Source organism: Streptomyces abyssomicinicus (assembly GCF_008974245.1).
GTDB classification, from domain to species: Bacteria; Actinomycetota; Actinomycetes; order Streptomycetales; family Streptomycetaceae; genus Streptomyces; species Streptomyces abyssomicinicus.
Genome location: NZ_BBZI01000010.1, coordinates 321,208 through 340,386, shown reverse-complemented (window position 1 = coordinate 340,386; position 19,179 = coordinate 321,208). Strand labels below are relative to the sequence as shown.

At 74.3% G+C, this 19,179-nt stretch carries 19 protein-coding genes, 1 pseudogene and 1 riboswitch; of the genes and pseudogenes, 10 read left to right on the top strand and 10 right to left on the bottom strand.

Annotated features, from left to right (window positions below; genetic code table 11):
- Nucleotides 1-30: 30 nt before the first annotated feature.
- Nucleotides 31-1,287 (top strand): precorrin-6y C5,15-methyltransferase (decarboxylating) subunit CbiE, encoded by a 1,257-nt coding sequence (gene cbiE, locus GBN72_RS24725; RefSeq protein ID WP_369695905.1) that lies wholly within the window; start codon nt 31-33, stop codon nt 1,285-1,287.
- Here cbiE and GBN72_RS24720 read toward each other — a convergent pair.
- The 4 genes from GBN72_RS24720 to GBN72_RS24705 are packed head-to-tail and all read right to left on the bottom strand — an operon-like array spanning nt 1,259 to nt 5,149.
- Nucleotides 1,259-2,026: a cobalt-precorrin-4/precorrin-4 C(11)-methyltransferase gene (locus GBN72_RS24720; RefSeq protein ID WP_218042072.1), complete on the bottom strand. Its 768-nt coding sequence runs from the start codon at nt 2,024-2,026 to the stop codon at nt 1,259-1,261. The genes cbiE and GBN72_RS24720 overlap by 29 nt on opposite strands.
- The gene (locus tag GBN72_RS24715; RefSeq protein ID WP_151774087.1) at nt 2,023-3,582 is read right to left on the bottom strand and encodes a precorrin-2 C(20)-methyltransferase; all 1,560 of its coding nucleotides are present in this window, start codon (nt 3,580-3,582) and stop codon (nt 2,023-2,025) included. The genes GBN72_RS24720 and GBN72_RS24715 overlap by 4 nt, the downstream gene beginning before the upstream one ends.
- Nucleotides 3,579-4,265, bottom strand: coding sequence for a precorrin-8X methylmutase (locus tag GBN72_RS24710; protein ID WP_151774086.1), 687 nt, complete (start codon nt 4,263-4,265; stop codon nt 3,579-3,581). Before GBN72_RS24710 ends, GBN72_RS24715 begins: the two co-directional genes overlap by 4 nt.
- Nucleotides 4,262-5,149 (bottom strand): ferredoxin-like domain-containing protein, encoded by an 888-nt coding sequence (locus GBN72_RS24705; protein WP_218042071.1) that lies wholly within the window; start codon nt 5,147-5,149, stop codon nt 4,262-4,264. The genes GBN72_RS24710 and GBN72_RS24705 overlap by 4 nt, the downstream gene beginning before the upstream one ends.
- A 55-nt stretch (nt 5,150-5,204) precedes the next feature.
- Nucleotides 5,205-5,408: riboswitch (cobalamin riboswitch) on the bottom strand.
- A gap of 54 nt (nt 5,409-5,462) precedes the next feature.
- Here GBN72_RS24705 and GBN72_RS24700 point away from each other — a divergent pair.
- Nucleotides 5,463-6,308, top strand: a complete 846-nt coding sequence (locus GBN72_RS24700; protein ID WP_151774085.1) for a DUF1028 domain-containing protein — start codon at nt 5,463-5,465, stop codon at nt 6,306-6,308.
- A 55-nt stretch (nt 6,309-6,363) separates the two neighbouring features.
- On the opposite strand, the gene GBN72_RS36090 is transcribed toward GBN72_RS24700, so the two are convergent.
- The 3 genes from GBN72_RS36090 to GBN72_RS24680 are packed head-to-tail and all read right to left on the bottom strand — an operon-like array spanning nt 6,364 to nt 9,092.
- Nucleotides 6,364-7,716: a GNAT family N-acetyltransferase gene (locus tag GBN72_RS36090; RefSeq protein ID WP_369695904.1), complete on the bottom strand. Its 1,353-nt coding sequence runs from the start codon at nt 7,714-7,716 to the stop codon at nt 6,364-6,366.
- Nucleotides 7,713-8,513, bottom strand: a complete 801-nt coding sequence (locus GBN72_RS24685) for an SAM-dependent methyltransferase (RefSeq protein ID WP_151774084.1) — start codon at nt 8,511-8,513, stop codon at nt 7,713-7,715. Before GBN72_RS24685 ends, GBN72_RS36090 begins: the two co-directional genes overlap by 4 nt.
- Nucleotides 8,514-8,558: 45 nt before the next feature.
- A complete protein-coding gene (locus GBN72_RS24680; RefSeq protein ID WP_151774083.1) occupies nt 8,559-9,092 on the bottom strand; it encodes a YcxB family protein in 534 nt (177 codons plus the stop codon).
- Between the two features lie 200 nt (nt 9,093-9,292).
- On the opposite strand from GBN72_RS24680, the gene GBN72_RS24675 reads away from it, so the two are divergent.
- From GBN72_RS24675 to GBN72_RS24650, 6 genes are all read left to right on the top strand, one after another.
- On the top strand, nt 9,293-10,309 hold the full coding sequence (locus GBN72_RS24675; protein ID WP_151774207.1) for an MFS transporter: 1,017 nt from the start codon (nt 9,293-9,295) through the stop codon (nt 10,307-10,309).
- On the top strand, nt 10,306-12,606 hold the full coding sequence (locus GBN72_RS24670) for a molybdopterin oxidoreductase family protein (RefSeq protein ID WP_151774082.1): 2,301 nt from the start codon (nt 10,306-10,308) through the stop codon (nt 12,604-12,606). The genes GBN72_RS24675 and GBN72_RS24670 overlap by 4 nt, the downstream gene beginning before the upstream one ends.
- A gap of 8 nt (nt 12,607-12,614) precedes the next feature.
- On the top strand, nt 12,615-13,214 hold the full coding sequence (locus GBN72_RS24665) for a 4Fe-4S dicluster domain-containing protein (protein WP_151774081.1): 600 nt from the start codon (nt 12,615-12,617) through the stop codon (nt 13,212-13,214).
- Nucleotides 13,211-13,897 carry a QcrA and Rieske domain-containing protein gene (locus GBN72_RS24660; RefSeq protein ID WP_151774080.1) on the top strand — a complete coding sequence of 229 codons (687 nt, stop codon included), beginning with the start codon at nt 13,211-13,213 and terminating at the stop codon, nt 13,895-13,897. Before GBN72_RS24665 ends, GBN72_RS24660 begins: the two co-directional genes overlap by 4 nt.
- Entirely contained in the window at nt 13,894-14,280 is a 387-nt protein-coding gene (locus tag GBN72_RS24655; protein WP_246212843.1) for a hypothetical protein, read from the top strand. The genes GBN72_RS24660 and GBN72_RS24655 overlap by 4 nt, the downstream gene beginning before the upstream one ends.
- 152 nt (nt 14,281-14,432) lie before the next feature.
- Nucleotides 14,433-15,578: an MFS transporter gene (locus GBN72_RS24650; protein WP_246212884.1), complete on the top strand. Its 1,146-nt coding sequence runs from the start codon at nt 14,433-14,435 to the stop codon at nt 15,576-15,578.
- Here GBN72_RS24650 and GBN72_RS24645 read toward each other — a convergent pair.
- Nucleotides 15,542-16,486, bottom strand: a complete 945-nt coding sequence (locus GBN72_RS24645; RefSeq protein ID WP_246212841.1) for a phosphotransferase — start codon at nt 16,484-16,486, stop codon at nt 15,542-15,544. The two genes, GBN72_RS24650 and GBN72_RS24645, sit on opposite strands and share 37 nt — an antisense overlap.
- Nucleotides 16,487-16,550: 64 nt before the next feature.
- Nucleotides 16,551-17,030 carry a DUF1203 domain-containing protein gene (locus tag GBN72_RS24640; RefSeq protein WP_151774078.1) on the bottom strand — a complete coding sequence of 160 codons (480 nt, stop codon included), beginning with the start codon at nt 17,028-17,030 and terminating at the stop codon, nt 16,551-16,553.
- Between the two features lie 463 nt (nt 17,031-17,493).
- Between GBN72_RS24640 and GBN72_RS35495 the strand changes: the two are divergent.
- Together GBN72_RS35495 and GBN72_RS24630 are read left to right on the top strand one after the other, a co-directional pair.
- A pseudogene (locus GBN72_RS35495) lies at nt 17,494-18,078 on the top strand (molybdopterin dinucleotide binding domain-containing protein); the annotation flags it as partial.
- Nucleotides 18,075-18,566, top strand: a complete 492-nt coding sequence (locus tag GBN72_RS24630) for a hypothetical protein (protein ID WP_151774076.1) — start codon at nt 18,075-18,077, stop codon at nt 18,564-18,566. The pseudogene GBN72_RS35495 and the gene GBN72_RS24630, both read left to right, overlap by 4 nt.
- Before the next feature lie 68 nt (nt 18,567-18,634).
- Here GBN72_RS24630 and GBN72_RS24625 read toward each other — a convergent pair whose 3' ends face one another.
- Nucleotides 18,635-19,054: a VOC family protein gene (locus GBN72_RS24625; RefSeq protein ID WP_151774075.1), complete on the bottom strand. Its 420-nt coding sequence runs from the start codon at nt 19,052-19,054 to the stop codon at nt 18,635-18,637.
- Nucleotides 19,055-19,179 lie beyond the last annotated feature (125 nt).

Genomic DNA, 19,179 nt, shown 5'->3' with positions numbered 1-19,179 from the left:
CTCGTGCCTGTGATCGACCACGATAGCGTCATGGGTATGACGATCGGCACGCCCCCTCCCCCCGTTCCCCTCCGCCCGGATCACCGGATCACCGTCGTCGGCGTCACCGCCGACGGCTGGCCCTCGCTGCCCGGGCGGCTGCGGCGGACGGTGCTGGAGGCGGAGGTGGTGCTGGGCGGGCGGCGGCACCTGGCGATGCTGCCGGAGGCGCCCGGGCAGCGCCGTGAGGTGTGGCCCTCGCCGCTTCGGCAGGGGCTGCCGGGCCTGCTGGCCTCCCTCGGCGGGGCCCGGACCGTGGCGCTGGCCTCGGGCGACCCGCTGGTGTCGGGGATCGGCACAACGCTCATCGAAGCCCTGGGAGTTGACGCGGTCCGCGTCGAACCGGCGGTGTCGTCGGTGGCGTTGGCGCGGGCCCGGATGGGATGGCCGTCCGAGCGGTGCGCCGTGGTGACGCTGGTGGGCCGTGATCCGCGGTTGCTGCTGCGGGAGTTGACGCCCGGTCACCGGGTGCTGGTGCTCTCCTCGGACGCGGCGACGCCGGCCGCCGTGGCGGCGCTGCTGGTCGGCGCCGGTTACGGGGGGAGCGCGTTGACGGTGCTCGGCGACCTGGGGTCGGCCTCGGAGTCCAGGCTGGAGGACACCGCGGACGGCTGGCTGGCGTCGCCGCCCGCCCAGGTGCCCGCGCTGCACGTGCTGGCGCTGGAACTGGCGGGGCCGCCCGGTTACGGGCTGGTGGCCGGGCTGCCCGACGACGCGTTCGAGAACGACGGTCAGCTGACCAGGCGTGACCTGCGGGCCTCGGCGCTGGCCCGGCTGGCGCCCGGTCCGGGGCAGCATCTGTGGGACGTGGGCGCCGGGGCCGGTTCGGTGGGCATCGAGTGGATGCGGGCGCACCCGGCCTGCACGACGACGGCCGTGGAGGCCGACGAGGTGCGTGCCGGCCGCATCGCCCGCAACGCGGGGCGACTGGGGGTGCCGGGGCTGCGGGTGGTGACCGGTCGTGCGCCGGACGCGCTGGCCGGACTGCCGTCGCCGGACGCGGTGTTCGTGGGTGGCGGGGCCACCCGGCCGGGCGTCCTGGAGGGGTGCCTCGGGGCGCTGCGGCCGGGCGGCCGGCTGGTGGTGCACGGGGTGACGCTGGAGACCGAGGGGCTGCTGGCGGAGGCCTACCGCCGCCATGGCGGGGAGCTGACCCGCCTGGCGGTGGAGACGACGGCGCCCATCGGCTCGTTCACCGGTTGGACGCCGGCGCGGACGGTCACCCAGTGGAGTCTGAGGGTGGGCTGACGCGGGGGCGGGCCGGGTCGTAGAGGAACGACTCGCCGCCGGGGGCCGGGTCGAGCGCCCGGCCCACCAGGATCACCGCGGCCTGCCGCAGCCCGGCCTCCTCCACCGCGTCGGCGATGTCGGCGACGGTGCCGCGCAGCACCAGCTCCCGCGGCTGGCTCGCCCGGTGGACCACGACCACGGGGCAGTCGGGACCGTACTCGGGCACGAGTTCCGCCATCAGTTCGCGGACGCGGGTGATGGCGAGGTGGAGGACCAGGGTGGCCCGGGTGGCGGCGAACGCGGCGAGCGACTCGGTGCCGGGCATGGCGGTGGACCGGGCCCGGGTGCGGGTGAGGACCACCGACTGGGCGAGCAGCGGCACGGTCAGCTCCCGCCCCGCCAGCGCGGCCGCGGCCGCGTAGGCGGGGACCCCGGGCGTGACGTCCCAGGGCACGCCGTGCGCGTCCAGGCGGCGGGTCTGCTCGGCGAGAGCCGAGTAGAGGGACGGGTCCCCGGAGGTCAGCCGGACGACCTCGCGTCCGGCCCGGTGGGCGGTGACCAGGTGCTCGGTGATGCGGTCCAGGTCGAGCCGCTGGGTGTCGACCAGTTCGGCGCCGGGGGGGCAGTGGTCGAGGACCGCCCGGTCCAGGTAGGTGCCGGGGTAGAGCACGGTGCCGGCCGTGGCGAGCAGCCGTACGGCGCGCACGGTGAGCAGGTCGGCGGCGCCGGGACCCGCGCCGACGAAGTGGACGGTCACGGCTTCACCCACCTCGGCGTCCACACCCGGCCGGACGCCGAGACCCGGGTGCCGGACGCGCCGACGATCAGCAGGCAGCGCATGTCGACGGTGGCCGGGTCGAGTTCGCCGAGGGTGGTGACGGTCAGCGACTCGCCGGGGCGTCCGACGTCCCGGCCGACGACGACCACGGTCCGGGGTTCGCGGTGCTCCAGCAGGACACGGCGGGCGGTGGCGATCTGTTCGGTGCGGGACCGGGAGGCCGGGTTGTACACGGCCAGCACCAGGTCGGCCTCGGCGATCGCGCGCAGGCGCCGCTCGACCACCTCCCAGGGCTTGAGCCGGTCGGAGAGGCTGACGACCGCGAAGTCGCCGCCGATCGGGGCGCCCGCCCGGGCGGCGACGGCCTGCACGGCGCTCACGCCGGGCAGCACGCGCACCGGAACCTGCCGGAAGGCGGGGTCCTCGGCGGCCTCGAGGACGGCGGTGGCCATGCCGAAGACGCCGGCGTCGCCGCCGGAGACCACCGCGACCCGCTCGCCGCGCTTGGCCAACTCCAGTGCGTGCCGGGCGCGTTCCAGTTCGACGGTGTTGCCGGAGGCGTGCCGGGTCAGGCCGGCGCGCTGCGGCACCCGGTCGACGTAGGGGCCGTAGCCGATGACGTGGTCGACCTCGGCCAGCGCCTCGGTGGCCTCCGGGGTCAGCCAGGCGCCGGGGCCGGGGCCCAGGCCGACGACCAGCAGCTCGGCCGCGGGGACAACCTGCCCTCCCTCGGCCGCAGGGACGGCCGGCTGCTCCCCGCCGGTCGCGGTCCGGTCGGTCGCGGTCCGGTCGCCGGGCCGCCGGGAGCGGGTCCCGTTGCGGCTGTCGCCGGTGACGAGGATCAGCGAGAAGTACGGCACGTCGGCCGGGTCCACCTCGGCGACGGGCAGGCGTCGTTCGCCCTCCATGGAGGCGCGTTCGACGTACACGGCGTGGTCGAGCCGTCCGGCCGCCTCCAGGGCGCGGCGGACGGCCGGGAAGGTGCGGCCGAGCTTCATCACGACGGCGGCGTCGGTGTCGGCGAGGCGGCGGGCCAGTTCCGGTTCGGGCAGGGTGCCGGGGAGGACCGTGAGCACGTCGGTCTGCCGGACCAGTGGCGCCGCGGCGGCCGCCGCGGCGGCGGCGAACGCGGGGACGCCGGGCACGATCTGCGTCTCGTACCGCTCGGAGAGCCGGTCGTGCATGTACATGAACGATCCGTAGAAGAGCGGGTCGCCCTCGGAGAGCAGCACGACGTCGCGCCCCGCCTCGAGGTGGGCGGCGAGGCGGGCGGCGGACTCCTCGTAGAAGTCGGCCAGGGCGCCCGCGTAGCCGCCGGGGTGGTCGGTGGCGCCGGTGGTGACGGGGTAGGTCAGCACTTCCTCGGCCGCGGTGCCCGGTATGAGCGAGGCGGCGATCCGGCGGGCGTTGGACTCCTTGCCGACGCCCGCGTGGTAGGCGACGACGTCGGCGGAGGCGATCAGCCGGGCGGCCTTGAGGGTGATCAGTTCGGGGTCGCCGGGGCCGACGCCGACTCCGTGGAAACGTCCGGTCACTCCTCCTCCTTGGCGAGTGCGTTCAGGGCCGACGACGTCATGGCGGATCCGCCGCGGCGGCCGTGGACGGTGACGTACGGGATGTCGATCCCGTGGTCGTCGGCGAGTTCGGTGAGGGCCTGCTTGGACTCGGCGGCGCCGATGAAGCCGACCGGGCAGCCCACGATGGCGGCGGGGCGGGGCGCCCCGTCGATCAGCATCTCCAGCAGGTGGAACAGGGCGGTCGGCGCGTTGCCGACGGCGACCACGGCGCCCTCCATCAGCGGCTCCCAGAGGGAGACGGCCGCCGCGGTACGGGTGGTGCCCCAGCGGCGGGCGAGGGCGGGCACGCGTTCGTCGCCGAGGAGGCAGACGACATCGTTGTCGCGTGGCAGGCGGCTGCGGGTGACCCCGGTGGCGACCATGGTGACGTCGCAGAGGATCGGCGCGCCCGAGCGCAGGGCGGCGCGGGCGGCGGGGACCAGTCGCGGGTGGATCACCAGGTCGTCGGCGAGGTCGACCTGCCCCGCCCCGTGGATCATCCGCACGGCGAGGCGTTCCGCCTCGGCGGGGACGTGGTCCAGCCGCGCTTCGCGGCGGATGGTGGCGAAGGAGTCGACGTAGATGGCCGGGCCGTCGGCGAGGTAGTCGTAGTGCGTGTGCGGCCTGCGGGGCCCGGGGCCGCCGGTGGGGGTGCTGTTCACGCGGCGGCTCCCGGGACGATGACGCCGCGCCAGGGCGTGACGGTGAGTTCGGTGGCGCCCGCGGCGTGGGCCTCGTCCACCAGCCGGGCGGCGAGGCCGGCGGTCATGCCGTCGTCGGGGACCGCCACGTGCCGGCCGCCCCCGGGCAGGGGTCCGGGTGGCAGGGGTGGCTCGGGACTCGGCAGCCGGGGGTCCGGGGCCGCGGCCGGTGCGATCGGGGCGGACAGTTCGACGACGTGCCAGGGTGCCGTGGGGCCGATGCCCCGGGCGTCCAGGAAGCTCCGGGCCAGGCCGGTCAGCGCCGGGGCGGCCTCCGGGAGCGGCACGACGGGCCCCCAGGAGTCCCCGATCCGCAGTTGCGCGGTGTCCGCGTCGAGGGCCACCAGCCCGAGGTCGGCGGGGCGGGTGAGCAGGTCGCCGCGGCCGTCGTCCAGGACGAACAGGAACCGGGCGGGCAGGCCGGCCAGGCGCGGGTCGGCGCACAGCAGCCGGTCGAGTGCGGCGGCCACCGGGCGCAGGTCGGCACGGCCTCCGGCCGTTCCCGTGCGGGGCGAGACCATCACGTTCCGCACGAGCTCGTGGGTGCGGGAGGGCAGCAGGCCGGTGGCCTCCACGGCGTCGAGGACGGCGCTGCCGAGGCGGCCGAGGTGGCCGGGCAGGGCGCGGATCTGGAGGTTGGCCCGGCCGGTGACGTGGACCCGGCCGTCGCCGTGGCGTTCGGCGACGGCGGCGAGGGCGATGAGCGACTTCGTGGGGAGACGGCCGCCGACGAGGCGGAGGCGGATCAGGAGGCCGTCCTCGGCGGGCCAGGGGCGGAGCACGCCGGGGCAGCGGTCACGGCGGGCACGGCGTGCGCAGACGATGGCGTTGTCCATCCGGGACATACGAGTCCTTCGAGGTCAGGGACCCGTTCGCGGGGCCCGCGGTCGACCTGGCGGCCCGTCACCGCCAGCGCCAGCAGGTCTTCGGACTCGGGTTCCTCCGGTACGGGCGCCTTCCCGGAGCGTCGCTCCAGTGGCTGCGCTGCGCTCGTCGCGCGTGCGCCTGCCCGACCGTCACCCTCACCGCTGCGCGTCAGTCCCGGACTCTCACCGGGTTCCCTGACCCCACCACGTGGAGTTCGACTGGCTGGACGAGGGTACCTTGCCGCGCGAGGGCCGCGGACGGGGGCGTCGGAGCGAGCGCTAGGGTCCGGCCATGACTTTCTCGATCGCCGCCCGCAGTGCGGACGGGACCTGCTTCGGGGTCGCCGTCGCGTCGAAGTTCCTCGCCGTGGGAGCGGCCGTCCCGGCGGCCGGGGCCGGGGTGGGCGCGCTGGCCACCCAGGCCCTGGCCAACCTCGCCTACCGGGCGGACGGCATACGCCTGTTGGGCGAGGGGCGCTCCGCCCGCCAGACCCTGGACGCGCTGCTCGCGGGCGACGAGCGGCCCGACGACCGGCAGGCCGGGATCGTCGACCGGGACGGCGGCTCGGCGACCTGGACCGGCCGCGCCTGCATGACGTGGGCGGGTGGTGTCTCCGGGCCGGGCTACGCGATCCAGGGCAACATCCTGACCGGACCCGAGGTGGTGCGGGCGATGGAGGGGGCCTGGCTGGGGAGCGACCGGGACCTTCCGCTGGCCCGGCGGCTGCACGCGGCGCTGCTGGCCGGCGACCGCGCGGGCGGCGACAGCCGGGGCCGGCAGAGCGCGGCGCTGCTGGTGGTGTCGCCGGGCGGCGGATACGGCGGGGGCAGCGACGTGCTGGTGGACCTGCGGGTGGACGACCACCCCGACCCCTCGGTGGAGCTGGGCCGGCTGCTGGACCTGCACGACCTGTACTTCGGCAGGCCCGACCCGCGGACCCTGCTGCCCTTGGCGGGCGGGCTGGCCGAGGAGGTGGCCGGCCGGCTGGCCGCGCTGGGGCACCGCGGGGTGGAACTCGACGTGGCGCTGGCCGAGTGGGCCGGCATCGCCAACCTCGAGGAGCGGCTGGTGACCGGGGCGATCGACCCGCTGGTCCTGGAGCAGTTGCGGGCGGCGGGGGACGCCGGGGCGGCGTGACGCGGTCCGCTCCGCGCGTGGCGCGCCCCGCCCGGTCCGCGCCACGCGCCGCGGGTCAGCGGGCGTCGAGGAACCCGGCCAGCTCCCTCGCGAAGGCGGGGGCGGCTACCGCGCTGGAATGGTCCCCGGGCACGGTCCTCAGCGTGGCCGCGGGGAGTGCTCCGGCGAGTACCTCGGGCCGGGCGGCGAGCGGGTCGTCCTCCCCGGCGAGGAGCAGCGTGGGCGCGGTGATCTCCGCGAGCGGGATCGGCTCCTGGTGGACGACCCGGGCGTGGGCCGCGAGGGCGAGGCGGTCGGCGCCGACGGCGTCGGCGTAGGCGCGGAAGCCGGCCGCGGCGGGGTCGGTGACGGTGGACGGGTCGTCGGCGGTCAGGGCGTGCACCAGGGCGGGTCCGCCGATGACGCGGCTGTCGACGCCCCCGAGTTCGACGACGGCGGCTCCGACGCCGCCGACCGCGAGCCGGCGGATGCGGGTGTCCCGGGCGGCCGTGAGCAGGCTGACCACGGCGCCCATGGAGTAGCCGACGAGGTCGTAGGCGTCCTCGCCGAGGAGGTCCATCAGTTCCCGCAGGTCCTCGGCCATGCGGGCCTCGCCGTAGCGCGCGGGGTCGTGCGGCTTCCCGCTGCGGCCGTGTCCGCGGGCGTCGAGGGCGAGCACCCGGCGGCCGGTCTCGGTGAGGAGCCGGACGACGCCGGGAGCCACCCAGTTGCTGTCGGCGTCGGCGATGAAGCCGTGCTGCAGGAGGACCAGCGGCTGCGGGGAGTCCTGCTCCCAGAGCTGGTAGTGGATCTCGACGTCGTCGGAGGTCTTGAAGTACGGCATGGCGGGGATCCCTTCCTGATGGCGGGGGCTGCGCGGCACGGGCCGCGCGGGTCGGCCGTCGCGGTGGCGGACGTGGACGTGGCCGGGCCCGGGGTACCGCGGGGGCCACGGCGCCAGGACGCGGTCGAGAGGGTAACGGCATCGCTCGGCGACCCGGCAGGAGGCCTGGTTGGACTCCTGATGAGTGAGTTCCAGGGCGGTCAGGCCGGCGAAGGCGGTGAACGCCCAGCCGGTGAGGGCCTCCAGGGCCCGGGGGGCGATCTGGCGCCCGCGCGCGGGGGCGGCCGTCCAGTAGCCGACCTCGGCGACGGACGCGCCCGGCCGCGGCAGCCGCAGGACCACCTGTCCGGCGAGCAGGCCCGTCTCCTCCAGGACGGCGAAGGAGAAGCGCTCACCGCGCCGGGCCGCCGTCCGCTGTTCTCCGATCCACCGGCGCGCCCCGGCCTCGTCGTCGAGCGGCTCGGTCAGCCACCGGCGCATGGCGTCGTCCCGGTGCGCCGCTGCCAGGGCTGCGGCGTCCGTGGTCCGCCAGGGCCGCAGGACGAGTCCGGAAGCGGTGTCCGGAAACGGTCGGGCGTGGGTCACCGCAGCCGTGCCACCGCGGCGAGGGCGTGGGCGGGCGCCGCCGGCACCGCGTCGTCGGGGCGCCATTCGGCGGAGCGGACCAGGCCCGGGGGGACGAGGTCGAACCCGTCGAAGAAGGCGGCGATCCGTTCCGGGGACCGCAGGTGGTAGGTGTGGACGGACCGGCCGTTGTAGGCGGCGACGGCCTCGTTGAGGGCGTCGCCGGTGTCGGTGCCGTCGGTGAGGGCGAGGTGGCTGCCCGCGGGCAGCGCCCCGGCCAGGGTGCGGACGAGCGACCAGGGGTCGTCCTCGTCGGGGATCTGCCCCATGACACCGAAGAGCATCAGGCCCACCGGGCGGGTGAGGTCCAGGGTCTCGGCGGCCCGGGCGAGGATGTCCTCGGGGTCGCGGACGTCCGCGTCGAGATAGGCGCAGCTCCCCTCGGGCGTCGAGGTGAGGAGCCTTTCGGCGTGCAGCAGGACCAGCGGGTCGTGGTCGACGTAGACGATCCGGCTGTCGGGGGCGACGCGCTGGGCGACCTGGTGGGTGTTGTCGGCGGTGGGCAGCCCGGTGCCGATGTCGAGGAACTGGCGGAGGCCGGCCTCCTCGGCGAGGAACCGTACGGCGCGGCGCAGGAAGAGGCGCTGGTGCCGGGCCACGGCCGCGAAGTCGGGGAAGTGCTCGAGGACGGCCCGGCCGGCGGCCCGGTCGGCGGGGGTGTTGTCCTCTCCGCCGAGCAGGTAGTTCCATACGCGTGCGGAGTGCGGCTTGCCGGCGTCGGGTATGCCGCCGTCCGGGGCCTGATCGATTGCGTCCATGCCCGAAGCCTCACACGGGCCTAGCGACCACCGCCGGAGTTCCGGTCAGTTCGGCCGGGTGGGGTTCGCCCGGGTCTCCAGCAGGGCCCGCAGCCGGTCCCCCGAGCCCTCCTTGGGCAGCACCGCCAGGCACGGCTGGTCCCGGTCCGCGCCGATCAGGAGGAACAGCCGGGGCGTCTCGAGATGGCGGGCGATCTCCGGCCACGCGAACCGGCGCTGCTCGCCGCCCGCGGTGACGCGCACACCGGCCTCGTCGATGCGGACCCGCTGTCCCCCGCCCTCCGCGGCCCTGGCGGCGGCCCGGCCGGCCTGCGCACGGGGCAGGAAGACCAGGGCGAAGAACAGGTAGGCGGCGCCCATCAGCAGGGACAGCACGGTGACCGAACCGCCGCGGATGCCCACCGCCATCACCGCGACGGTCAGCACGAGGGTGACGGCGAGCCGGCGGCGGCCCGCCCGGGTGGAGCGGGCGTGGGCGCGGTGCGCCTCGCGGAAGTCGCGTGCGGTCGGGGTGTACCGGAGATCCATCCGGTCCGTGCGGTCCGTCCGGTTGTTCTGGTGCCGGCTGTCGGTGGTCACGTGGGTTCGGCTGCCTGTTCTGTCGTGGGGGCCGGCAATGGGACGCCGGCCGGGGGACCGGTGGAGTGAGACATGCCCGCCCGAGGGAACAAAAGGGGCAGTTGTGACCCGCTCTCTCCTAGTGTGCCCGTGTGAGCGAGTCCAACCCCCACACTCCGCCCGTCGAGCCCGGACCCGCGCGACGGCTCGACCGCCTCTCGGTGACAGGCCGGGCGACCCTGGCGGGCGCCGTGGCCGCCGTCGTGCTGATCCTCGCCATCGTGTTCGGCAGCAGACTGCTGCGCGACTTCGACTCGGCGCTGCTGCCCTACGCGGCCGCCTCGGTCTTCCTCGTCTTCGGGCTGGTCCACCGGTACACGGTGTGGGTGTCCGCACCCGCCGCGCGCCGCCTGTTCAAGCAGGGCTGGCGGTCCTTCTTCTCGGCGGAGAACTTCCGCCGCGCGCCCACCGCGGTGCCCCGCATGATCGCCACCTATCTGGGCTTCCAGAAGTTCCTGGGCGCGCGCTCGCACGGCCGGTGGGCCGCCCACCAGCTGATCTTCTGGGGCTGCCTGCTGGCCGCGGTGATCACCTTCCCGCTGACCTGGGGCTGGTTCACCTTCACCTCCCCCACCGGCCCCGGTCCGCAGTACGAGTGGCGGATGTGGGGCGTGAAGCTGCTGACCTTCGACTCGCTGAGCTTCTTCGGCTGGCTGCTCTTCCACGGCCTGGACATCGCCGCCGTCCTGGTGATCGCGGGGGCCTCGTACTTCCTGTGGCGGCGGATGCGCGACCGGGGGGCGATGACGGGACAGCGGTTCGCGTACGACCTGCTCCCCCTGATCGCCCTGGTGGTGATCTCGGTGACGGGACTGCTGCTCACCTTCTCCGCGATCTTCCTGCACGGCCAGGGCTACGAGTTCCTGATGGTGCTGCACATGATCTCGGTGGTGTTCACCCTGATCTACCTGCCGTTCGGCAAGTTCTTCCACATCGCCCAGCGCCCCGCGGCCGTGGGGATGCAGTTGTTCAAGTACACGGCCCGGCAGGACGAGAAGGTCTTCGCCTGCCGCCGGTGCGGCGTCACGGTGGACACCGACGCCTATGTGGAGAACCTCCGCGGCACCATGCGCGACCTGCGGCTCGACTTCGACGAGTGGGCCGAGTACTGCCCCCGGTGCAAGCGGGTGCTGCGGGGGTCCGCCTATCTCGAGAACGTCAAGAAGGGCTACAAGTGAACCGGCCGACCATTCCGCTCGACCCCACGCAGGCGCCGCCGGGGGCGCAGTCGTTCCGCGACGCGGGCGGCATCCCCGCCGACCGCTGGCACGCGGACCAGCGGGGCGAGACGCTGGTCCCCACCCACTGCTGTTTCTGCGGGGTGCAGTGCGGCATGTACCTGCGCGTCAACGAGGCGGGCAAGGTGTTCGGCATGGAGCCCCGCAACCACGACATCAACCGGATGCGGCTGTGCCCGAAGGGCGTCAACGCCTACCAGCAGATCAACCATCCGGAGCGGCTGACCGCGCCGCTGATCCGCGGCTCCCGCGACGAGCCGTTCCGCGAGGTGAGCTGGGACGAGGCCCTGGACTTCACCGCGGCCGAGATGCGGCGGATCCAGGAGAGCCACGGCCGGGACGCCTTCGGGATGCTGGGCGGGGCGAGTCTGTTCACGGAGAAGACGTACCTGGTCGGGAAGTTCGCCCGGGTGGCGCTGAGGACCCGGCACCTGGACTACAACGGCCGGCTCTGCATGGTGTCGGCGGCCGCCGCCAACAAGGCGGTCTTCGGCGTCGACCGGGCCGGCAACCCGTTCTCGGACATGCTGGTGACGGACTGCCTGCTGGTGGCGGGCGGCAACATCGGCGAGTGCTTCCCGGTCCTGACCCAGTACGTGTGGGGCGGACGGGACCGCGGGGCGAAGCTGATCATCGTGGATCCGCGGGAGACGGCCATCGCCCGGACGGCGGACATCCACGTGGCGCTGCGTCCGGGCACCGATTCCGCGTTCTTCAACGCGGTGCTCCACGTGGTGATCGAGGAGGGGCTGGTCGACGAGGAGTTCGTCGCCGCGCACGCCACCGGCTGGGACGACGTGGTGCGGTGCGTGCGCGAGTACCCGCCGTCGCGGGCGGCGGAGATCTGCGGGATCCCCGAGTCCCAGGTGTACGAGGTGGCGCGCATGTTCGCCGGCGCCGGGAACGCTATGGCCTGCCACGCCCGGGGCATCGAGCACCAGACGCAGGGCGTGGAGAACTGCCTGAGCGTGGTCAACCTGATCGTGGCCACCGGCAACGTGGGCCGGCCGGGCGCCGGATACGGCACGCTGACCGGGCAGGGCAACGGCCAGGGCGGCCGGGAGCACGGCCAGAAGTCCGACATGCTGCCGGGCGGCCGGGACCTGAAGAACCCGGAGCACCGCCGGCAGATCTGCGAGATCTGGGGCATCGACGAGGCCGAACTGCCGGGTGTGGGCACGTCGATGATGGAGATGGTCTGGCAGATGCAGCGCGGGGAGATCCGCGGGCTGCTGGGCGTGTGCAACAACCCGCTCGTCTCGCTCCCCAACCACCGTGCGGTCAAGGACGGTTACAACCGGCTGGAGTTCCACGTCCAGCTGGACTTCTTCCTCTCCGAGACGGCCGCCAACGCCCATGTGGTGCTGCCGGTGACCGTCTGGGCCGAGGACGAGGGGGTGACGGCGAACGCCGAGGCCCGGGTCGTCAAGCACAACAAGGCGCAGGACCCGCCGCCGGGGGTGCGCACCGACACCTGGGTGCTGTGCGAGCTGGCACGGCGGCTGGGCGCCGGGGACAAGTTCGCCTTCGGCGGGTCGCGGGACGTCTTCGAGGAGCTGCGGGTGGCGACGGCGGGGGCGCTGGTCGACTACTCGGGCATCACCTACGAGCGGCTGGAGGAGACCGGCGGCATCTGCTGGCCGTGCCCGTCGACCGACCATCCCGGCACGCCCCGGCTCTTCGAGGACCTGCGCACCTACCACCCCGACGGCAAGATGCACCTCCAGACCGTGGAGTGGCATCCCCCCGCCGATGTCTACACCGCCGACTACCCGCTGACGCTGACAACCGGCCGCACGGTGGCGCACTTCCTGTCGGGCACCCAGACACGCCGGCTGGGCGGCCTGGTGGAGCAGACACCGCGGCCGTGGGTGGAGATCCATCCCTCTCAGGGCTTCCGCAACGGCGATCCGGTGCGGGTGGTGACCCGGCGCGGCAGCGTGGTCCTCCCGGCGCTGGTGACCGAGGCGATCCGGCCGGACACGGTGTTCGTTCCCTACCACTGGCCCGCGCCCACGGCGGCCAACGTGCTCACCGTGGACGCGCTCGATCCCCGGTCGCGGATCCCCGAGTACAAGGTGGCCGCGGCCAGGCTGGAGCTCGCGGAGCACGTCGACGAGGTGCCGGCTCCGCCGGTCCCGCCCGGCCGGGCCCACTACGAGGAGGTCCAGGCCGCACTGTCCGACCCGTTGCCGCCGTCCGCGTCTCAGGGTCGCGGAACCGCAGAGAGGAGCTGACGTCCGTCATGATGGGCCGCACCATCTTCATCGATCCGGGGCGCTGCATCGGCTGTCAGGCCTGCGTCTCGGCCTGCCGCGAGTGCGACTCGCACCGCGGCAAGTCCCTGATCCATCTGGACTACCCGCAGGAGGGGCAGTCGGTGGCCGCGCTGCCCACGGTCTGCATGCACTGCGAGGACCCGGTGGCGCCGTGCGCGGAGGTCTGTCCGGCCGACGCGATCCTGGTGACGGCCGACGGTGTGGTCCAGGAGGCCGACACCACCCGGTGCATCGGCTGCGCGAACTGTGTCAACGCCTGCCCGTTCGGCGTGCCCAAGATCGATGTGACGGCGAAGCTGCAGTTCAAGTGCAACCTCTGCTACGACCGCACCTCGTACGGTCTGGCGCCGATGTGCGCGACGGTCTGCCCGACGGGCGCCCTGTTCTACGGGACGGTGGAGGAACTGCGGGAGGAGCGGCCGGGCGTGCAGGTGGTGGACGAGTTCACCTTCGGGCGGAGCACCGTGCGCACCGGGGTCGCCATGGTGGTTCCCGCCGAGCGGGCCCGCTGGCCGGTGCCCGGCGGGCTTCCGGTGGTCGAGGTGAACGGGGTGGACGTGCGATGAGCGTGACCCAGCGGGAGCCCGGCCCCGAGCCGGGCGGGGGCTCCGGCGGGAGCCCCGGCGCGGACGCCGGTTCGCGGGCGTACGCGGAGCGGGAGCACGACGCGGCGCAGGAGTCGATGCGGGACAGGATCACGGCGCACTCGCTGACCACCCGTCGGGACTGCCTGCGCCTGGTGGCGACGGTCTCGGGCGGTCTGGCGGCCGGCGGGGTGGCGGTGGCGGCGGGGGTGCTGCACCGGCACGGGGACAGCGGGAACGCGCAGCCTCCCCGGGTGCGCATCGCGGACCGGCTCGAGCCCGGGCGGTCGGTGGCGTTCCGCTACCCGGAGGACGAGGACCGGGCGGTGGCGGTCCGGCTGGGCGACGGCACGCTGGTGGGCTACTCGGCGGTGTGCACCCATCTCGCCTGCGGCGTGATGTGGCGGGCCGACCGGGGCGACGAGGGCGAGCTGTACTGCCCGTGTCACGAGGGCGTGTTCGACGTCCGTACCGGCGAGGTGACGGCTGGGCCGCCGCCCCGGCCGCTCCCCAAGGTCTACCTGACCGAGGAGGAGGACGGCAGCGTGTGGGCGTTCGCGACGGCCCGGTCGGGCGAGAACGTGACCGACGCGCTGTGCCGGCAGTTCCAGCAGCCCGATCTGCGGAGGCAGTTGGGGTGCCCGGAGGAAGGTGGGGACGGGTGAGCGAGGACGCTTCCAGGCGCCGGTCGATCGGTTTCGGCCGGGCGGGGTACCGGCCGGGCAGCTCCCGGCCGTGGCTGAACCGCCCGGTGGACGAACGGTACCCGCAGATCCGGCCGACCAGTGGGTACGGCGACGGGCGGATCCGGCACACCGGGCCCGGGCCGGGTGCGGGCACCGAGCAGGAGCCGGAGCGGGCGTCGAAGCTGTCGGCGCGTCTGGTGCTCGCCTTCACCGTGCTGGCCGGTCAGCTGTGGGCGCTGACGGTGGTGGTCGACACCTGGATGTCCGGGCAGGTGGCGACCGCCTGGTGGTGCGCCGCCTTCCTGGTGCTGTCGTTCCTGGTGGTACTCGGACTGTGGTGGCTCGACCCCGAGGACCGCTGAGAGACGGGTCCGGCCGCCGTCCGGAGTAGTCCGCCGGGCGCGGCCCAGGGTGTGTTCCTAGCGTGGAACACGTGAATCGATCGAAGGAATCCGCTCGGGGAGCGGCGACGACGGCGGAGGCCGACCGGGTTCCCGGCGCGGCGTACCGGAACCTGGTCACGGCCACGGTCGGCTTCGCGCTCACCTTCTGGGCCTGGAACCTGATCTCGCCGCTGGCCGGGGATTTCGGGCAGCGGTTGTCGCTGAGCTCCTTCCAGCAGTCGTTCCTGGTGGCCGTTCCGGTCCTCGTCGGGTCGCTGGGCCGGATCCCGGTGGGCGCGCTGACCGACCGGTACGGGGCCAGGGTGATGTTCCCGCTGATCTCGGCCCTGACGATTCTGCCGGTGCTGCTGGTGATCCCGGCACGGAACTCGTTCGGCGCGATGATCGCGGTGGGTTTCCTGCTGGGCCTGGGCGGTACCACGTTCGCCATCGGCATTCCGCTGGTCAACTCGTGGTTCCCGCCGGCGCGGCGCGGGCTCGCGCTGGGCGTCTTCGGCATGGGCATGGGCGGTGTGGCGCTCTCCGGGTACTTCACGCCGCGGATCGCCAAGCACGGTGAGACGCTGCCGTTCCTGGTGGTGGCGCTGGCGCTCGCCGTCTTCGCGGTGGCGGCGTTCTTCCTGATCCGCGACCGGCCCGACCGGACGGTGCCGACGGCCTCGCTGGCCTCGCGGCTCGGCCAGGCCTCCCGGCTGCGGGTCACCTGGGAGCTGTCGGCGCTGTACGCGATCGGGTTCGGCGGCGTGGTGGCGTTCGGTGTCTATCTGCCGTCGTACCTGAAGACCTGGTACGAGCTGGACCCGACGGACGCGGGCACCAAGGCGGCCGGATTCGCCCTGGTGACGGTGATCTTCCGGCCGTTCGGCGGCTGGCTCTCGGACCGGATCCACCCGGCGATGGTGACGGCCGGGGCGCTGGCCGTGGTGGCGCTGTTCGCCGTGTTCCAGGCGTTCGACCCGCGCCTCTATCCCATGGGCACGATCTGCCTCCTGGTGATGGCCGCGGGACTGGGCACCACCAGCGGCAGCGTCTTCGCGCTGGTCTCCCAGGTGACGCCGCAGCAGCAGGTCGGCTCGGTGACCGGCGTGGTCGGCGCGATGGGCGGACTCGGCGGGTTCGTGCCGCCGCTGCTGATGGGCGCCATCTACAGCGCGAAGGACTCGTACTCGATCGGCTTCATGCTCCTCTCCGACCTGGCGCTGGCCGGCTGTGTGTACGCCTACGGGCGGATGCGGAACGTCAGGCCGGCGGCGTGAGGGTCGGGCCGGGCGGCTTGACGTTCGGGCGTTCGGGCCGCTTCGTCCTCCAGGAGGGCGAGGAGGGTCGAGCGGGCGAGGTCCGACATGACCGGGTTGGTCTCCCGGTAGTACCAGAGGCAGCCGACGGCCTGGGCGAGGGCCCAGCCCTTCCCCCGGTCCCAGGCGTCGTCGTCGGCGTCGAGGGCGAGGCGGAACGCCTCCCGGGCGGCGGGTCCGAAGAGGTTCCAGGCGGGCTGGAGATCCTGGGCGGGGTCGGCCACGCCCGCCTGGCCGACGTCGATCACACCGGCGAGGCGGCCCCGCTCGGTGAGGAGGTTGCCGGGCATCAGGTCTCCGTGCGTCCAGAGGTCCGGCTCGGTCCGGGGCGTCCGGCGCAGGCGCGCCCACAGGTCGGCCAGGGCCTGTGTGTCGATCAGGTCCCGGCTCCGCTCCAGGCACGAGGCGACGTCGTCGTCGTGGCCGGCGAGGAGTCCGCCGCGGCCCTTGCCCCGGAAGACCCGGCCCTCGGTGTCGAGGGCGCGGACGTCCAGGACGAAGGCGGCGAGGTCCTTCGCGAAGACCGTGGAGTCCCGGACGTCGGCGGCGGTGGCGGTGGTGCCGGGGATCCAGTGGTGGACGCTCCACGGGAGCGGGTAGCCGAGGCCGGGTTCGCCGAGGGCGGCGAACCTCGGGGTGGGAACGCGGGCGGCTTCGGCGACCCTGGCCGCGGCCTCGATCTGCCGCCGGACGTCCCGGCGCGCGGTGTCCGGGTCGTCGCCGAGGAGGGGGAGCCTGGCGACCAGGTCGTCGCCGATGCGGAAGAGGGCGTTCTCGGTGCCGTCCGAGGGGCAGGCGCGGACCGGCAGTTCCCTCCACCGGGGGAACTGGGCCGCCACCAGGGCGGCCATCTGCTCTTCGCTGACCATGAGTTGACCGGCATGCATGGGTGTCGAGGGCGGCATGGGGCGCATTCTCCCCGAACTCGGCCGGTCACTCGCGGGTGACGCGGAACATGAAGCAGCCCCAGGCGATGTTGCGGCTGTGGATCTGGACGACCTCGGGGTGGGCGAACTGTGCGGCGATCACGGCTTCGGGGTCCGTGCCGTCGTGGACGGTGGTGGCGTCGTGGATGCGGCCGCGGGCGTCGTAGGCGCGCAGCACCTGGGGGCGGCCGCGCCAGGCGGGCGGACAGCCGTCGCCGTGCGCCGGTCCGGCGCACGGCGCGGCGTGGGCCAGGACGGCGCCCGCCTCCCGGTAGGGGCTGGGCGGCAGCGGCGGGCGGTGGCCGAAGAGCAGCAGCGGCTCGCCGGGCCGTGCGTCGGTGAGGCAGCAGCGCAGGGGTTCGCCGCCCTCGGCGGTGAGGCGTTCGGGCGGTGCCCCCCACGCGTCGGGACCGCCGTCGCGGGCGCGGTCGAGCACGGAGGCGGGGAGGGCGTGGACCCGGAAGGAGGGCGTCGTTCTCGCGGTCATACGGACAGGGTGCGGCCGGGAGGCGGTCCGGGTCCGGCGGAAATCCGACGCGGTGTTCGGGGCGGCCGCACCGGCGGCATCGGCCCGGTGGCCTCGGCCCGTTGGCTTCAACCGGCGGCCTCGGGACGGCGGCCTCGTGACGGCGGCCGCCGGCTGGTTGGCGGCGGTGCTGAGGGGTACCGGTGACCGGTCGTCGAGAGGCGGGAGACAGCCGCGTGGACGAGACGGTGGACCGGATCGCCCTTCCGTGGGGAGGGCGTACTCCCTACGACCGGCACGGCGTGTGGCCGGAACGGGTGGACATCCGCCTGGAGGACGGGGTGGAGCCCGCCTCGGTGGACCGGTGGGTGCAGGCGGCCTCGATCCTGCACTCCGACGGGGACGCCATGGACATCGCGGTCCGCGACGGCCGGATGGTCGGCGTCCGTGGCCGGGCGGTGGACCGGGTGAACCGGGGGCGGCTCGGGCGCCGAAGGACCTTCCGACGCACGAGGAGCCGGACGACGCGTACCCGTTCCACCTCACCACCGGCCGCACCGTCTACCACTTCCACACCCGCACCAAGACCGCGCGGGCTCCTCAGCTGGACGCGGCCGCCCCCGACGTCTGGGTCGAGGTGGCGGCCGTCGACGCGGAGCGGATGGACCTGCGGGAGGGGGACATGGTCGAGGTGCGCACGCCCCGCGGCGCGACGCGGGGGCGGCTGCGGATCACCGGGATGCGGCCCGGGGTCGTCTTCGTGCCGTTCCACTACGGCTACTGGGACACCGCCTCCCCGGACGGCCCGGACGGGCGGACCCCACCGCGTGCGGCCAACGAGGCCACCGTCACCGACTGGGATCCCGCGTCCAAGCAGCCGCTGTTCAAGATGGCCGCGGCCTCGCTGACCCTGGTCGAACGGGGTGACGGGAGTCCTTCCCCGGCGCCCACCACCGCGGCCTCGGCCCCGGTGGACCGGGACGCCGTGCCGGAGACCGCCGGAGGTCCGGCGGCGCATGTGCGGCAGACGAGCGAGGGCCGCCGGGACGCGCGGGGAGGCGGACGGTGAAGGGGATCGGGATCGCGATGCGGGTGCTGCACCGGGGCGAGGAGGACCTGGCCCGGCAGCTGACGGCCGTGGCGGAGCGTCACCGCTGCGAGCACGAGGTGCGCCACGTCGCCCTGGACCTGGCCGGCTGGTCCCGCGACCACGTGCGCCGGCTGGCCGACGCGGGAGCGGCTCGGGGACTGCGTCCGGACGAGCCGGCCGGCTCCGGGGACGGCGGCCTGCTCGCCACGCTCCGGTCGAAGGCCACCGCGGCCGTCGGGCACCACCCGGAACCAGGTCTGCTGCTCCTGCGCGACCTGCGGGAACTGCACCTGGCGGCCGCGGAGAACTCGTTGCACTGGGAGATGCTGGCCCGGGCGGCGCAGGCGGCCAGGGAGCGGGAGCTGGTGGCGCTCGTGTCCTCCTGCCATCCGCGGACGCTGCGGCAGATGCGCTGGACCAACACGATGGTCAAGAATCTGGCGCCCCATGTGCTCACGAGTCTGTGACCGCCGCCCGGGAGGGGTGAAGGGCGCCGCCGGTCCCGTGGCCGGGCTCGTGGCGTCGCCGGGCGGGCTCAGTCGGTGGAGATGTCGACCAGCCAGTCGATGCCGTAGGCGTCCGTGCAGGCCCCGAACTCGTCACCCCAGGGCTGGCGGTCCATCGGCACGGTGACCGTGCCGCCGCTCGACAGCTTCTCCCACCAGCCGCGGAGCGTCCCGGCGTCGTCCCCGGTGAGCGCGACGGTCACGGCGCTGCCGGGCCGGTAGTCGGTTCCCGGCGGGACGTCGGCGCCCATGAGGGTGGGCCCGGACTCCGACTCCAGGCTGCCGTGCATGATCTTGGCGGCGTCGGCGGGGCTCAGCTCGGCGCCCATGTCGAGGGCGTCGTAGCGCATGAGTTCCAGCTTGCCGCCGAAGACGGTGCGGTAGAACTCCATCGCCTCGCGGGCGTTTCCGTCGAAGTTCAGATACGGACTGACGAAGGTGTTGCTCATGACGGCTCCTTCTCGCCCCCCTGCGCGAAACGGACCGGGCCATCGTGCCGCAACGGCCGGAGGCGGAGCGGTGCGGCACGCGGGGACGCGGCACGCCGGATGCGGGATGCGGGGATATGGGGTGC